The 13,989-nt window shown below is 67.1% G+C and carries 15 protein-coding genes; 9 read left to right on the forward strand and 6 right to left on the reverse strand.

Translation table 11 applies throughout. From position 1 onward, the window contains the following. Positions 1-111: 111 nt before the first annotated feature. Entirely contained in the window at positions 112-1,464 is a 1,353-nt protein-coding gene (locus tag CDOO_RS11950) for a sodium/glutamate symporter (RefSeq protein ID WP_018022126.1), read from the reverse strand. Between the two features lie 125 nt (positions 1,465-1,589). Here CDOO_RS11950 and CDOO_RS11955 point away from each other — a divergent pair, with 125 nt between their 5' ends. The 7 genes from CDOO_RS11955 to CDOO_RS11985 all read left to right on the forward strand — a co-directional run bounded on the left by CDOO_RS11955 (position 1,590) and on the right by CDOO_RS11985 (position 7,709). Next, on the forward strand, positions 1,590-2,738 hold the full coding sequence (locus tag CDOO_RS11955) for an NAD(P)-binding domain-containing protein (RefSeq protein ID WP_018022125.1): 1,149 nt from the start codon (positions 1,590-1,592) through the stop codon (positions 2,736-2,738). 124 nt (positions 2,739-2,862) lie between these two features. Further along, complete coding sequence (cmtR, locus tag CDOO_RS11960; RefSeq protein WP_018022124.1) at positions 2,863-3,216, forward strand: Cd(II)/Pb(II)-sensing metalloregulatory transcriptional regulator CmtR; 354 nt, start codon at positions 2,863-2,865, stop codon at positions 3,214-3,216. Continuing rightward, on the forward strand, positions 3,213-3,857 hold the full coding sequence (locus CDOO_RS11965) for a cation efflux transmembrane domain-containing protein (RefSeq protein ID WP_026159392.1): 645 nt from the start codon (positions 3,213-3,215) through the stop codon (positions 3,855-3,857). The genes cmtR and CDOO_RS11965 overlap by 4 nt, the downstream gene beginning before the upstream one ends. Before the next feature lie 122 nt (positions 3,858-3,979). Then, positions 3,980-5,044 carry an LLM class flavin-dependent oxidoreductase gene (locus tag CDOO_RS11970; protein WP_018022122.1) on the forward strand — a complete coding sequence of 355 codons (1,065 nt, stop codon included), beginning with the start codon at positions 3,980-3,982 and terminating at the stop codon, positions 5,042-5,044. A 13-nt stretch (positions 5,045-5,057) separates the two neighbouring features. Continuing rightward, positions 5,058-5,663 (forward strand): class I SAM-dependent methyltransferase, encoded by a 606-nt coding sequence (locus CDOO_RS11975; RefSeq protein WP_020384627.1) that lies wholly within the window; start codon positions 5,058-5,060, stop codon positions 5,661-5,663. Between the two features lie 10 nt (positions 5,664-5,673). Beyond that, positions 5,674-6,504, forward strand: coding sequence for an aminoglycoside adenylyltransferase domain-containing protein (locus CDOO_RS11980; protein WP_020384626.1), 831 nt, complete (start codon positions 5,674-5,676; stop codon positions 6,502-6,504). A 32-nt stretch (positions 6,505-6,536) separates the two neighbouring features. Continuing rightward, a complete protein-coding gene (locus tag CDOO_RS11985) occupies positions 6,537-7,709 on the forward strand; it encodes an FAD-binding oxidoreductase (protein WP_026159391.1) in 1,173 nt (390 codons plus the stop codon). Here the strand turns inward: CDOO_RS11985 and CDOO_RS11990 are convergent. Continuing rightward, complete coding sequence (locus CDOO_RS11990; protein ID WP_018022118.1) at positions 7,706-8,515, reverse strand: carbon-nitrogen hydrolase family protein; 810 nt, start codon at positions 8,513-8,515, stop codon at positions 7,706-7,708. The two genes, CDOO_RS11985 and CDOO_RS11990, sit on opposite strands and share 4 nt — an antisense overlap. A 106-nt stretch (positions 8,516-8,621) precedes the next feature. Continuing rightward, the gene (locus CDOO_RS14025; RefSeq protein ID WP_026159390.1) at positions 8,622-8,894 is read right to left on the reverse strand and encodes a hypothetical protein; all 273 of its coding nucleotides are present in this window, start codon (positions 8,892-8,894) and stop codon (positions 8,622-8,624) included. Between the two features lie 227 nt (positions 8,895-9,121). On the opposite strand from CDOO_RS14025, the gene CDOO_RS14030 reads away from it, so the two are divergent. Both CDOO_RS14030 and CDOO_RS12005 read left to right on the forward strand, forming a co-directional pair. After that, positions 9,122-9,376, forward strand: coding sequence for a hypothetical protein (locus CDOO_RS14030; protein WP_018022117.1), 255 nt, complete (start codon positions 9,122-9,124; stop codon positions 9,374-9,376). Next, a complete protein-coding gene (locus CDOO_RS12005; protein WP_018022116.1) occupies positions 9,373-10,527 on the forward strand; it encodes an alpha/beta hydrolase in 1,155 nt (384 codons plus the stop codon). The genes CDOO_RS14030 and CDOO_RS12005 overlap by 4 nt, the downstream gene beginning before the upstream one ends. Positions 10,528-10,547: 20 nt before the next feature. On the opposite strand, the gene exaC is transcribed toward CDOO_RS12005, so the two are convergent. From exaC to dnaJ, 3 genes are all read right to left on the reverse strand, one after another. Further along, the gene (exaC, locus tag CDOO_RS12010) at positions 10,548-12,068 is read right to left on the reverse strand and encodes an acetaldehyde dehydrogenase ExaC (RefSeq protein ID WP_018022115.1); all 1,521 of its coding nucleotides are present in this window, start codon (positions 12,066-12,068) and stop codon (positions 10,548-10,550) included. 104 nt (positions 12,069-12,172) lie between these two features. After that, positions 12,173-12,607, reverse strand: coding sequence for a heat shock protein transcriptional repressor HspR (locus tag CDOO_RS12015; protein WP_018022114.1), 435 nt, complete (start codon positions 12,605-12,607; stop codon positions 12,173-12,175). A gap of 45 nt (positions 12,608-12,652) precedes the next feature. After that, complete coding sequence (dnaJ, locus tag CDOO_RS12020) at positions 12,653-13,852, reverse strand: molecular chaperone DnaJ (RefSeq protein ID WP_018022113.1); 1,200 nt, start codon at positions 13,850-13,852, stop codon at positions 12,653-12,655. Positions 13,853-13,989: the final 137 nt, after the last annotated feature.

A 13,989-nucleotide genomic window follows, 5' to 3' on the forward strand; every position in this document is an offset into this window, starting at 1 on the left:
CGGGGTGACGCCTGGCGGCGAGAAAAGACAGTAAAGGGCCCGCCGACAATGTCGCGGCGGGCCGAACTACTGGCACATTCTAGCCCCTGAAAGGGACGTGTCAACCTTTGTCTACTCGGCTGGGGAGGGCGTCGATACGCCAGAATCTTTCACCGGAACCCACTTCAGGGCGAAGGCGACACCCAGCACCACCACCGCGATGAGCAGGGAGATCCAGCCGAACCCGGCGGTGAACCCGGCGATGACCATGATCGGGGCGAGGATGGTCATACCGATCTCGAAGGGCGCGAAGCCGACGTAAGCCACGCCGTATTCGTTGAGCGTGCCGGACTTGAGTTTCGGGTCGACCATCTTCAGCAGCGCGATACCCGTGGCCACGGCCGCGGTGGCCCAGCCCCAGCCGAAGAGGCCGCGCTCGAGCCAGGACTTGCCGAAGTAGATGGGCGACATGACAAAGAGGAAAAACACACAGAACACCGTGCCCAGGACAAAAAGCAGCACCAACGGGATCCAGTAATCGGCGATCGCCGCGGGAACGATGGAGGCGATGCCGAAGGCGATGAGGTAGTCCGTCGCCGCGCCGGAGATCGACGAGACCGTCTCCTTGTCCAGGTAGTTCGGGCGGCGGAACAGGCGCAACGCCACGCGCCCCAGCAGACCGACGACAAAGGACATGGCGAACAGCGGGATGGAGACGCTCGGCCAGAGGTGGTTGATGCCCTGGTTGGCCAGGTAGGCCACCAGCACGGTGAAGATGACAAAACCGCCGTGCAGGGCGAGCGGTTCAATCGCCGACGGGTTCGTGGTGGCCTTGCCTATCGACGGCCGGTCAGCCTCATTGGCGATATAACCCGAACGCAGATCCGCGGGCAGCTCACCCTGCATCTCGGTGGCCTTGCCCTTGCGGATTCCCCAGTTGGCCACGATGACGCCGCCGATGATGGCCACGAGCGTGCCGATGGTCGCGGATGTGAAGCCCAGCGAGCTCGCCGCCTCCGCGCCGACGCCCTCCAGCGAGGAGCCGACCGCCGCCGCGGTGCCGAAGCCGCCGACGAAGCCGACGGGCAGCATCATGCCGAACCAGCCCTCGGTGTCGAAGACCGGCTGAAACAGGTAGACACCCAGCAGGATGAAGATGCCCCACTGCGCCATGAACATGCCGGTGGAGTACGACCACATGTTGCGCGCACCCTTGGACACTGAGCCGTTGAGCTCCATGGAGTACGCCATCGACGCGAAGACCACGGCGATGAGCAGGGTCGTGTACGAGCCGATCTGGTTGGAGAAGTTGATCCAGCCGAGCACCTCGGGCCCGAACACCAGGCCGAGCAGCCCGGCGGTGATCGGGGCGGGCAGGAGCAGCTGCTGGAAGATTCGGATGCGGTTGCGCAGGATGTTGCCCAGGATCATGAGGACAGAGATCCAACCGACGTCGATCAGGAGCGAAAACGGGGTGTAGTCCACGGCCCGGATCCTTTCGTCGTTAGTGAAAGCCGGATTTCGTGGGTGAAAATCCGGCGAGAATATAGCGCACCTTATTCGACGAACCGGCAATCCCACTGATCGACGACCGGGCTAGGCTGGCCGCCGTGACCGTCCAGGAAGTCAGAGCCCTCATCATCGGCGCAGGCCAGGCAGGCCTTGCCGCCGCCCACGAACTCCGACGCCGCGGGTTCCGGCCCGGCACTGACTTCGTCGTGCTCGACGCCAACGAGGGCCCCGGCGGTGCGTGGCGACACCGCTGGGACTCCCTCACCCTGGGCAAGGCCCACGGCATCGCCGACCTCCCCGGCCTGGCCATGGACCGCCCCGACCCCGCCGTGCCCGCGAGCCGACTGGTCAGCGCGTACTACGGCGCCTACGAGGAACTCTTCGAGCTCGCGGTCGTACGCCCGGCGCGGGTCTCGCGGGTCTCGGACGCCTCGGGCCCGCTGGAGGTGACGCTTGCCGACGGTCGCACCTGGCGTGCCGACGTCGTCCTCAACGCCACCGGCACGTGGACCAACCCCTACGTGCCCTACGTCCCCGGCATCGCCGACTTCCGCGGAAAGCAGCTGCACACCGTCGACTACCACCGGGCGGAAGACTTTGACGGGCAGAAGGTGCTGGTCGTCGGCGGTGGGCTGTCCGCGGTGCAGTTCCTGCTGGAGCTCGAGGGCCACGCGTCGACGGTCTGGGCGACTCGCCGCCCACCCAACTTCACCTCCCGCGAATTCGACTCCGGCTGGGGATTGGCGGTGGAGGACGCGGTGCGCGAGCGGACGTTTGGTGGCGAGGCGCCTGCCAGCGTGGTGCGCACCACGGGCATCCCGCAGCTTCCGGACTACCTGGCGGGCGTCGAGCGCGGAGTGCTGGTCAGCCGCGGAATGTTCGACCGCATCACGCCTGGCGGGGTGGTCTTCGGCGAGGTGGTGGATGGGGCGGCTCGGGGGCTGGGGCCGTCGAGAAGCGAGACCCTCCAGGTGCCCGCCAGCTGGGATCCGTGGCCGGCGGGGCATGAGGAGGACGTGGACGTGATCTTCTGGAACACCGGTTTCCGGCCCGCGCTGCGTCACCTCGCGCCCCTGAAGCTTCACGAGCCCGGGAGCAGAGGGATCCGGATGTTCGACGAGGTCACGCCCGCGAAGGATCCGAGGGTGCTGCTGGTCGGCTACGGGTCGACCGCGTCGACGGTGGGGGCCACGCGCGCTGGGCGGCTAGCGGGGCGGAAGGCGGCTCGGTTCCTGGAGGGGCTTTAGGGCCTGTCTTTCGAATAGCTTCGGTCGGACACTTGGTGGGCACGTTGTGTCCGAAGGAAGGTATTCGAAAGTTAGCTGTGGGGCTCGGTTCGATTTGGTCAGCGCCTGCTGTACTATTCGGCGCATGCTGACCATTGCCTCCCGCCTCGACGTCATGAACCGGCTCGGCCGCGCCATGGCGGATCCGACGCGTTCCCGCATCCTCATGACGCTTCTCGACGGCCCCAGCTACCCCGCCGTGCTCGCCCGCGAGCTGGGTCTCACCCGGTCGAACGTCTCCAACCACCTCACCTGCCTGCGCGACTGCGGCATCGTCGTCGCCGAGCACGAGGGCAGGCAGACGCGGTACGTGATCGCCGACCCGCACCTGGCGGCCGCGCTCACCGCACTGGTGAACGTGGCCCTCGCGGTCGACGAGGACGCGCCCTGCGTGGACGCCTCCTGCACGGTGCCCGGCTGCTGCGGGGCGGAAGCATGAGCGCGGCATTGACCGCCGAACGGCGCACCACGCTGCACCGCCGGGTCCGGCTGATCGTCGGATTCACCATCACGTACAACGTCCTCGAGGCGATCGTCGCGATGTCGGCAGGCATCCTCGCCTCGTCGGCCGCGCTCATCGGCTTCGGGCTCGACTCCGTCATCGAGGTGCTTTCGGCCGCCGCGGTCGCCTGGCAGTTCACCCGGAAAGACCCGGAGCGCTGGGAGAGGATCACCGTGCGCCTGATCGCGCTGGCGTTCTTCGCCCTCGCGGCCTACGTCAGCATCGACGCGGTAATGGCGCTGGTCGGGCACGAGGGCCCGGACCGCAGCCCGCTCGGCCTGGGGATCACGGCGCTGAGCCTGATCATCATGCCGCTGTTGGCGTTTATCGAGGTCCGCACCGGGCGCGAGCTCGACTCGCAGAGCGTGATCGCGGACTCCAAGCAGCTCATCCTTTGCGTCTACCTCTCCGGCGCGGTGTTTGTGGGGCTGGTGCTCCACAGCCTGTTCGGCTGGTGGTGGGCCGACTCGGTCGCGGCGCTGGTCGTCGCGGTGCTGGCCGTGCGCGAGGGGCTGGAGGCCTGGGGCGGGGAGGTCGAGTCCCCGTTCGAGGTGCTGGAGGACTTCGACCGGGACTGACCGCGGGCTATCCTTCGAATTCCTTCGGTCGGACACTTGGTGGGCACAAAGTGTCCGACCGAAGGAGTTCGAAGGATGCGTGGCGGTGGCATTTTGATGACACGTCACCTACAGTGGCGGGCATGAAAGCCTTCGGATTTTTAAGCTTCGGCCACTACGCCCTCGGCAACCAGCCCGGACCCGACGCTCGGCAGGTGCTCAAGGACGGCCTGGCCATCGCGCAGGCCGCTGACGAGATCGGCGTGAACAACGCCTCCTTCCGCGTCCACCACTTCGCCCCGCAGGGCGCGGCGCCCATGCCGCTGCTCGGTGCCATCGCCGGGTCGACCAAAAAAATCGAGGTGGGCACCGGGGTCATCGACCTGCGTTACGAAAATCCCCTCTACCTCGCCGAGGAGCTCGCCGCCCTGGACCTGCTTTCCGACGGCCGGCTCGCCATTGGCGTGTCCCGGGGATCGCCGGAACCCGCCGAGCGCGGCTGGGAGTCCTTCGGCTACCGCGCCGATGCCCCCAACGGCTCCGACATGGCCCGCGCGAAGTTCGAGCAGCTTCTCGACGCCGTCGACGGCCACGGCGTGGCCAAGGCCGCCTCCGCCGAGCAGCAGTACCCGCGCATGTACCACGAGGGCACTCCCCTGCCCGTCTTCCCGCACTCTCCCGAGCTGCGTAAGAACATCTTCTACGGTGCCGGCTCCAATGCCTCGGCCATCCAGTCCGCCCAGGACGGCGTCAACCTCATGAGCTCCACGCTCGTCTCCGAGGCAGACGGCCGCACCCTCGGTGAGATCCAGGCCGAACAGATCCAGCTCTACCGCGACACCTGGAAGGAGGCCGGCCACGACTGGACCCCGCGGGTGTCCATCTCCCGGTCGATCTTCCCCATCCTCACCGACCGCGACCGGCAGCTCTTCGCCACCTCCGCGACCAGCTCGGACCAGATCGGCTCGCTGGGCGAGAACCGCAACGTCACCTTCGGACGCTCCTACGCCGCCGAGCCCGACGTGCTCATCGAGCAGCTCAAGGACGACCCCGCCATCGCCGCCGCCGACACCCTGCTGTTGACCATTCCCAACCAGATGGGCGTGGACCTCAACGTGTCCATCCTGCGCAACTTCGCCGAGCGCGTCGCGCCCGCGCTGGGATGGGTTCCCAACACCGATGGGCGGGTCGCGGGGTACGAGATCTAGGAAGCTTCTCGACGTGGCTTACCAACACGTCCGTCAAAGCTACGAAGCCCGGGCCAGCGAATACTCCGAACTCTTTGGCACAATCGACGCCACGGCCGCTGATGACCGGAAGGCCATTGCGGAGTGGGCTGCCAGCGTAGACGGAAATGCACTTGATGCTGGCTGCGGCCCTGGCCACTGGACGGCATTTTCCCATGAGCACGGTACCCACATCGAGGGCCTCGACCTCTCCCCCAGTCTCGTCAGACTTGCCTCTGAGCGATTCCCGAACCTGAGCTTCCAGGTGGGCAACCTCACTTGCCTACCCCACCGCGACAATTCACAGGGCGGGATTTTGAGCTGGTACTCCATAATCCACACCCCGCCAGCAGAGGTTCCTCAGATTCTCAACGAGTTTGCACGGGTATTGCGCCCAGGGGGCACACTCCTGATCGGGTTTTTCAACGGCGCTCGGGTAGAACCTTTTGATCATGCCGTGGTCACAGCCTGGTTCTGGCCTGTGCACGAGATAGAACGGGAGCTTCAGCGCGCCGGATTCGAGATTGTGAAAGCGCATCGTCGAATTGACGAGGGCTGCAGGCCGCATGGTTCTGTACTTGCCCGGCGCCGGAAAACGTAAGGTGGATGGTGTGAGTCTCCACCTCCACCCGGACATCCGCTCCGCAACTAACTCCTATCTCGCCGCTGCTGATCGCCTCCTCCCAGGGGCAATAACGGCCGCGGCTATCGGCGGCTCCGTCGCTTTGAGCGCTTACCGCCCGGGTTCAAGTGACATCGACATCGTCGCAGCCATTTCCGATCAATGGCGTGAGCGGCCAGATCTCATCCGAAGACTCCGTTTGCTGCACTTGTCCCAACTCCCCCGTCTCGCCGGGCGCACGCTGAGCGGCAAGGGCGCGAGTGCCTGCTGCAACACCTCGTTCCTCTGGGATTCCGAGCTTTCCCTCCCAGTCACCTCTATCCGTCCGATCGCGGCACATACTGGTGAGCAATTCACTGATCGGGCGGCTTTCGACGTCAATCCAGTGATTTGGCATCAACTCACCACGGGCGGCATCGTACTGCGCGGCGGCGACATCGAAACATGGGGCCTAAACCCCGAGCCAGAGAAACTAAAGCCCTGGACCAGGAAAAACCTGCTGCAGTACTGGAAACCGCTCATGGAGAAGACCCGCGGGTCCACCCTCCCGATCAGACCAAGCCAGGTGGAGTGGCGCCTTCTGGGCCCGGCGCGCATGCATGCCACGCTTCAGTCTGGCGAGGTCATAAGCAAGCTGGTTGCTACACAACATGCGCTCAATCAATTCCCTGAGCATGCACCAATTATTCGCGTGGCACAGGCACAGCTAACCGGAGAACGCAGGGCGAAAGCGCCGCCTCGGAGGCACTGGCGCAGTCTCACCGTGGACTGCATGGCCGCAATCATCAACGACGCAACAGAGATCCCGAGCGACAAGTAAAACCCAAGCCCCCGCGCGTTAGAGTGGGCACCATGTCCTTGCCCACCCTCGAGCCCGTCGGCGCGCTCCTGCGCGAGCACTCCGAGAAGTTCCGCGACCTCGTCCACGAGCAGCTCTTTTCCACCGAACTGCAGTCGCGCCAGGTCTTCCCCAGCTCCCGAGCCCGCTCGCACCTCGATCTCGCCCCGGCGCTGGCGTGGGTGCTGGAGCGCTCAACTATCGACGCCCGCGTGCCCGACGAGGTCATGCGCACCGCACGCCGCCTGGGACTGAGCCACCGCCGCCACGGTTTTCCCTCGGAGATCTACACGCCCTTCGCGGACATGCTGGTCCACGCCCTGCGGGAGGTGAACTTCCGCGCGGATCCGCAGCTGTCCGCCGGCCTCATCATCCCGGCGGAGACCATCATCCGGAATGTCTGCAACGCCATGCGCGCCTCGGCCAACACGGCCGACTTCGCCGGCGACCCGGCTGCCTTCGCCGCCTCCGTCACCGCGGTGCGCCGCATCAGTTCGCGCATCTCCGTGGTCACCCTCGACGCCGGGCCGGGCCTAGACTACCGCCCCGGTCAGTCCGTGCAGGTCACAGCTCCCTATTTGCCCGGACTGTGGCGCCGGCTCACGCCGGCGGGCACCGCGAACGCAGGCGGCGGGCTGGAGTTCCACGTCCAGGCCGTCTACGGCGGGGATGCCTCCGGCCTGCTCGCGGCCCCGCGCGTGGGCGACTACTGGACCCTCGGCGGCGTCGACGGTGAACTGGAGCTCCCCACCACCGGCGAGCTCACCATCCTCGCCTTCGGCACCGGCCTGGCCGTTGCCGAGTCCGTGCTGTTCTCGCTGGTCAACGAACCCTCACACCCTCGGACGCGGCTCATCGCCGCCGCCGAATACCCCGGCGAACTCTACGATCTCCCCCGCCTGCACCGCCTCGCCGAGTACGCGGACTGGCTCAGCGTCACCGCCGCGGTGGAGAACCCCGAAGACCCGTGGTGGTTGCCGCGGCCGGGCAACCCACGCCTGAGCAGCACCGACGTCAACGCGAAGCTCGTCGATCCCGTCGCACTCGCCGCACCGGGGATCACCCGCGAGATCATCGTCGCTGGTCCGGGCGAGAAGGTGGAAGGGGCCGTCGATAAGCTTCGGGCGTCCGGGGCAGAACACATCCAGACCGTCTCCTACGCCGCCCGGGGGCAGTGGGAGCGTTAGTCCTCGAGGATGGGCAGGGCCTTGCGCGCCTTGCGCACCTTCTCCGGATCGATGTCCGCGTAGATGATCTCGGGCTCGTAGCCGGCCTCGGCGAGGCGGACGCCATCCGGGCCGGCGATGATGGAGTGACCGACGCCCGTGGGGCCGGACTCCTGGCCACCCTTTTCCTCGCCGCCCGGGCGTGCCTGATCCGCGGCGACGACGTAGCTCACTGAGTCCAGCGCGCGGGCGGAGACCAGCGTGCGCCACTGCTCCAGCTTGCCCGGGCCGTCGGCCCAGCTCGTGGGCACGACGATGACCTCGGCGCCGTCGCGGGCGAGGTCCTTGTACTGCTCGGGGTAGCGGATGTCGTAGCAGATGGTCACGCCCACCTTCACGCCGTCGACCTCGACGGAAACCAGGTCGGAACCCGGACGAACGGTGTCGGACTCGCTGTAGTCGAAGGCGTCGTAGGTGTGGATCTTGTCGTAACCGACGTGGTGGCCCGCGCCCGTGACCAGGGCGGTGTTGCTCACGCGGTTGATCTTCTTGCCGTCGATCTCTCGGGTGTCGGCGGGCCGGAACATGCCGGCGACGATGACCACGTCCAGCTCCTGCGCCAGCTCCTTCAGCCCGGTGGCGAAGGGCCCGTCGAGCTCCTCGGCCTGGGTGTCCAGGCGCCCAGAGTCGAAGGCCTGGCTCATGCCCTCGGGAAGCACGACGACACGCGCCCCCTCCCCGGCCGCCTCACGAACGGCCCGCTGGGCGATGGTGAGGTTGTTGTTGATGTCGGACCCGCTGGTCACCTGCACGGCTGCAATCTTCATGCAGGCCACATTAGGACGATCGCACGCGATGTTCCACCCCTTTTTTGGTGGCAGCACAAAACCCCGGCGAACTTTCGTTCGCCGGGGCGGGTGGGTCCAGCGACTACTAGGCCGCCGGGGTCTCGGTCGGAGCCGGGGTCTCGGTCGGAGCCGGGGTCTCGGTCGGAGCCGGGGTCTCGGTCTCCTCGGAGGAGCCCTCGTTCTCGTCGGAGGAGAGGGAGGAGCCCTCACCCTCGGTGGAGGGATCCTGCTCGGAGGAGATGGTCTCCTTGATGCCGGGAAGGTCGAGGGCGGAGGAAGCCTGGTCGACGGCGGTGAGGCCGCCAAGCAGGGCGGTGATGACGGAGATGACGGTGGTGATGACGGTTGCGATACCCATTATGGAGCCTTTCAGTCGGCACACCCCGACTGTCGGGGCGTCTGAAAACAAGCATCTCCCGGGCACACCTCGCGGCACAATGTACTTAAGTACCCTCCTACTCCAACCCCGGTTGCAGCGCAGGTCAGAGGCCTCCGAAGGGCCGATCCTGTGGATAACCCCGCCTGTCCCGCGGCTGTCCACAGGGCCCCGGGCAAAATTTCTCCCCGCGCGCCAGACTTTCGCGCATGAGTTCCTTGTCCGTCACCACCTCCGCCGTCCCCGACCTCCTCGCCGCCCTGCGCCGGGCTCGACCTCCCGCGATGGAGACACCGCTTATCGACGCTCCCCGCACCCACCTCGCCCTCAGCACCGCCACCGCCTCCTGGGTGCGCGCAGCCCACCACCACGCCGAGTCCCGGGAGCTCCACTTTTCCGAGGCGCTGCGATTCCTCCACGCGGTGAGCCGGGCCGACGATCACCTCGCCGGGCGCCTGCGGTGAACGCGACAACCTTCTTCACCGCCGCCGCGTCCCTGCGTTCGGCGGCGGCCGTGGTCTCCGACGAGCGCGGTCGGGTCGCGGCGGAGACCCGGGCGCTTGCCGCGGTGGGCACCGGGGAGGCGCTCAGGGTCCTGCAGGAACGACTGCGTCGCCTGGATTCCCCGCTTGAGCAGCGGGAGACTCAGCTGCGCGGGGTGGCGGAAGTTCTCGAGCAGTCCGGGATCCTCGCCCGCGTCCTGGAGAAGGCGGTGGCAGTCCTCGAACCGGCCGTCGACTCCTCACCCACCGCCGCCGCCCTGCTCCGGCAACTCGATTCGATGGGCACCGCCCTGGACGTCATGTGCGCCCAGCAGATCTCCCGACTGTGCGCACCCACCGCTGACCCGGGCGGCCTGGGGTGGGCGGACTACCCTGACCTGGGTGTCGATGACCTGCACGAACTCAATCTGCTCACCGCCCCGGACACCGTGCGCGTGCTCGCGGCCGCGCACCCCGATCTCCGGATCCTGGAGACCCCGGACGGGGGGTTGGTCGCCGCGGTGGGGGACCTGGAGACCGCAGATTCCGTGATCACCTACGTCGCCGGCGTCGGCTCCTCCGATCCGACGGGATGGTCGGTTCAGGTGGATCGCACCCGCGACCTGGCCCGGGCCACCGGCGGCCCGACCGCGGCCGGTGTCCTGTGGCTGGGTTATCCCGCACCGGAATCGCTCGGCCAGGCGCTGCAGCACTCGCCGGCCCGGGCGGCGGGTCAGGAGCTGGCGGAGTTTCAGGCCGAGTTGGCCAGACGCCGCCCCGACCAGCAACGTTCCGTGCTGGGCTACAGCTACGGTTCGGTCGTCGTCGGCGAGGCAGCCCGGCGCGGTCTCGACGCAGACGACGTCATCCTGCTGGCCTCACCCGGGGTGGGCGTGGGGTCCGTGGCGGAGATGGAACTCCACGGCGAGAACCCCCGGGTCCATGTCTTCACCTCCCCCGGCGATCCCATCAGCCTCCTGACGGGGCCGCGGGGCGGGGTTCACGGTGTGGACCCGGGTTCACCCGGTTTTGGTGCCCGGCCCTGGGATCCGGGTGTCACCGGGGACCACAACAGCTACTTCGACAGCCCCGACTTCCTTGCCGCGGTCGGCGAGGCAGTGCGGGCACCGTGATCCCTGGCACCGTGACCCGGTCAGAACAGGCCGGTCGGCTTCTCCGCGTAGGAGATCAGCAGGTTCTTGGTCTGCTGGTAGTGCGCGAGCATCATGAGATGGTTCTCCCGGCCGATCCCGGATTCCTTGTACCCGCCGAACGCCGCGTGGGCCGGGTAGGCGTGATAGTTGTTGATCCACACCCGACCGGCCTGGATGTCGCGACCGGCGCGGTAGCAGGTGTTGGCGCTGCGTGCCCACACTCCGGCGCCCAGGCCGTAGTCGGTGTCGTTGGCGATCTTGATGGCCTCGTCGTAGTCCGAGAACGTCGCCACCGAGAGCACCGGGCCGAAGATCTCCTCCCGGAAGATGCGCATGTCGTTGGTGCCCTTGAACACGGTCGGCTCGATGTAGAAGCCGCCGTTGAGGCCGTCGATCTGGTTGATGTGACCGCCGGTGAGGGTCTCCGCGCCCTCCTTCGGGCCGATCTCCAGGTAGTCCGTGATCTTGTCCATCTGCTCCTGGCTCGCCTGCGCGCCCATGGCGACATCGGTGTCCAGGGGGTTTCCGGTCTTGATCTTCTTCACCCGGGCGACGGCGAGCTCGAGGAACTCGTCGGCGATGGACTCGTGCACCAGTGCGCGCGACGGACAGGTGCACACCTCACCCTGGTTGAGGGCGAACATGGCGAATCCCTCGACGGCCTTCTCGCGGAAGCTGTCGTCCGCGTCCATGATGTCCGGGAAGAAGATGGACGGCGACTTTCCGCCCAGCTCCAGCGTGACGGGGATGATCTTGTCGGAGGCGGCTTTGTTGATGATCTTGCCCACGGCGGTCGAGCCGGTGAAGGCGATCTTCTTGATCCGGTCCGAGCCGGACAGGGCTACGCCGGCCTCCTCGCCGAGACCGTTGACGATGTTGAGCACGCCGGCGGGCAGCAGGTCCTCGATGAGCGTGATCAGGTAGAGCAGCGAGGCCGGGGTCTGCTCGGCGGGTTTGAGCACGATGCAGTTTCCCGCGGCCAGCGCCGGGGCGATCTTCCACGCCGCCATGAGGATGGGGAAGTTCCAGGGGATGATCTGGCCCACGACGCCGAGCGGCTCGTTGAAGTGGTAGGCGACGGTGTCGTCGTCGAGCTGCGAGAGACGTCCCTCCTGCGCGCGGATGGCCCCGGCGAAGTAGCGGAAGTGGTCGGCGGCCAGGGGGATGTCCGCGGCCAGGGTCTCGCGCACCGCCTTGCCGTTCTCCCACGTCTCGGCGACGGCGAGCTTCTCCAGGTTCTCCTCGATGCGGTCACCGATGCGGTGCAGCACGAGGGCACGCTCTGCGGCGGAGGTCTTTCCCCAGGACTCGGCGGCATCCCACGCGGCGTCGAGAGCCTTCTCGACGTCCGCTTCCTGCGACCTGGCAACCTGGCAGAAGACCTCGCCGGTGACGGAGGTGACGTTGTCCATGTACTGGCCGTCGACGGGCGGGACCCACTGTCCGCCGATGAAGTTGTCGTAGCGCTTCTCGTAGCTCATCACCGAGCCGTCGGTGCCGGGGTTTGCGTAGATCGTCATGGGGTTCAGGGGACCTTTCGTCAATCACAGGTGCCGGTGGCCGATCGACCACGGGATCCCTGTCATTTTGCACCCCTAATCACTCCCCTGTCAAGGGTCCCCGCCTAGGACGCGCCCCGTCGACGGCGGTTCCACATGACCACGGCGGTGGAGCGTGGCACGTGGACGAGCTCCCGCCCGGCACTCCGGTTACCTGCCGCGGCACGCGCCTCGTCGAGTTCCGCGCGGACTGCTGCCAGCTCGTCGCGAAACCGGTCGTTCTCCTTGCCCAGCCGGATGATCTCCTTGATGCCCGCGAGGTTGACCCCCTCCTCCTGGCTCAGGCGCTGGATCTCCCGGAGCTGATCCACGTCGCGGTGGCTGTAGCGCCGCCCGCCGCCGGACGAGCGCTGCGGGGTGACCAGACCGATGCGGTCGTAAGTGCGCAGCGTCTGGGCGTGCATCCCCGTCAGCTCAGCGGCCACGGAGATGACATAGACCTCGCCCATCTCGGCCTCGACGGCGCTGTCCGGCAGGGCAGACTTCTCTGCTCCGCTCATGGTCTCACTTCCTCGTTAGGGTCACCCCCGAAGGGTGACGGTGGCTCAGTTTCCCGCCCAACCCGAGCGCGGGTTGAATCCCGAATCGCGCTCGGCCTGGGCATAGGTGCGCAGGGCGGAGGTAGCGGCGTCGTCCAGCTTCCCGGGGACCTTGACCTGGACGGTGACCAGGAGATCGCCGGCCTCGCCGCCGCGCTTGGGGATGCCCCGGCCGCGGACGCGGAGGGTCCGGCCGTCCGGTGTTCCCGCGGGCACCTTGACCTTCACGGGGTTGTCCAGGGTCGGCACGGTCACGGTGTCGCCGAGGGCGAGCTCCGCGAAGGACACCGGGACGACGACCTCGAGGTCGTCACCGCTGCGGGAGAAGACGTCGTCGGGACGCACGTTGACGTTGACGAACAGGTCGCCCGCCGGGGTGCCGTTCGGACCCGCCTCCCCCTGGCCCGCGAGGCGCACCTTCTGGCCGTCGATGACACCGGCCGGGATGCGCACGGTGATCGTCCGGCGACGATGCACGGTTCCCCGCCCGTTGCAGGTCGCGCAGGGATCAGGGATGTGCTGGCCGGTCCCGCCGCAGGTGGTGCAGGGCTGGGACATGCCGAACGCCCCGCGCTGCTCGGAGACGAAACCCGTGCCGGAACACGTCGAGCACGTAGTGGTCTTACCCGACTTCGAGCCGGATCCGTGGCACGTGGTGCACGGCGCCTCCCCGCTGAGTTCTAGCGGGATCGTCGTTCCCTTGGCGGCTTCCTTGAAGTCGAGGGTGATGTCGGTTTCGACGTCCGCCCCCCGCGTCGGCCGAGCTGCGCGGCCAGGACCGCCGCCGCGGTTGAAAATGCCACCGAAGATATCGTTAATGCCGCCGTCTTGAGAAAATCCCCCACGCGATCCTCCGAAGATGTCGGAGAAGTCGGCGTCGGTCTGCGGCCCGGGCCGGGACGACGACCGAAACCCGCCGGGAAAGCCGGCGCCTCCACTTCCACCGAAGCCGCCGAATCCTCCACCGCGGAGCATGGCCTTCAGCTGGTCGTATTCCTTGCGCTTCTTGTCGTCGCTGAGGACGTCGTAGGCGGAAGCGGCTTTCTTGAAACGGTTTTCTGCGGCGGTGTCACCGGGATTGTTGTCCGGGTGATTCTCGCGGGCGAGCTTGCGGTAGGCCTTCTTGATGTCCTCCGCGGACGCCGATGAGGCGACGCCCAGGTCACCGTAGAAGTCCTTGTCTGCCCATTCACTAGGTGCGTTCACTGGGCATCCCCTCCTTTCAGTCTTATGGGGTGTACTGCTGAATAAAGTTTGTTGGTCGCGTCAAAAATAAATATATCCAAGAAAAGCGGCGGCCCACCGGGGATCCGAGGGCCGTCGCCCCGAGGCGGCGAACACTG

Source organism: Corynebacterium doosanense CAU 212 = DSM 45436 (assembly GCF_000767055.1).
GTDB lineage: Bacteria > Actinomycetota > Actinomycetes > Mycobacteriales > Mycobacteriaceae > Corynebacterium > Corynebacterium doosanense.

What these genes read in the sequence shown, in the direction of transcription:
- CDOO_RS14025 (WP_026159390.1), bottom strand. Translation starts at nt 8,894, where the DNA reads ATGGGTATCGCAACCGTCATCACCACCGTCATCTCCGTCATCACCGCC.
- CDOO_RS12015 (WP_018022114.1), bottom strand. Translation starts at nt 12,607, where the DNA reads ATGAGCGGAGCAGAGAAGTCTGCCCTGCCGGACAGCGCCGTCGAGGCC.
- cmtR (WP_018022124.1), top strand. Translation starts at nt 2,863, where the DNA reads ATGCTGACCATTGCCTCCCGCCTCGACGTCATGAACCGGCTCGGCCGC.
- CDOO_RS11990 (WP_018022118.1), bottom strand. Translation starts at nt 8,515, where the DNA reads ATGAAGATTGCAGCCGTGCAGGTGACCAGCGGGTCCGACATCAACAAC.
- CDOO_RS11970 (WP_018022122.1), top strand. Translation starts at nt 3,980, where the DNA reads ATGAAAGCCTTCGGATTTTTAAGCTTCGGCCACTACGCCCTCGGCAAC.
- CDOO_RS11985 (WP_026159391.1), top strand. Translation starts at nt 6,537, where the DNA reads ATGTCCTTGCCCACCCTCGAGCCCGTCGGCGCGCTCCTGCGCGAGCAC.
- CDOO_RS14030 (WP_018022117.1), top strand. Translation starts at nt 9,122, where the DNA reads ATGAGTTCCTTGTCCGTCACCACCTCCGCCGTCCCCGACCTCCTCGCC.
- exaC (WP_018022115.1), bottom strand. Translation starts at nt 12,068, where the DNA reads ATGACGATCTACGCAAACCCCGGCACCGACGGCTCGGTGATGAGCTAC.
- CDOO_RS11965 (WP_026159392.1), top strand. Translation starts at nt 3,213, where the DNA reads ATGAGCGCGGCATTGACCGCCGAACGGCGCACCACGCTGCACCGCCGG.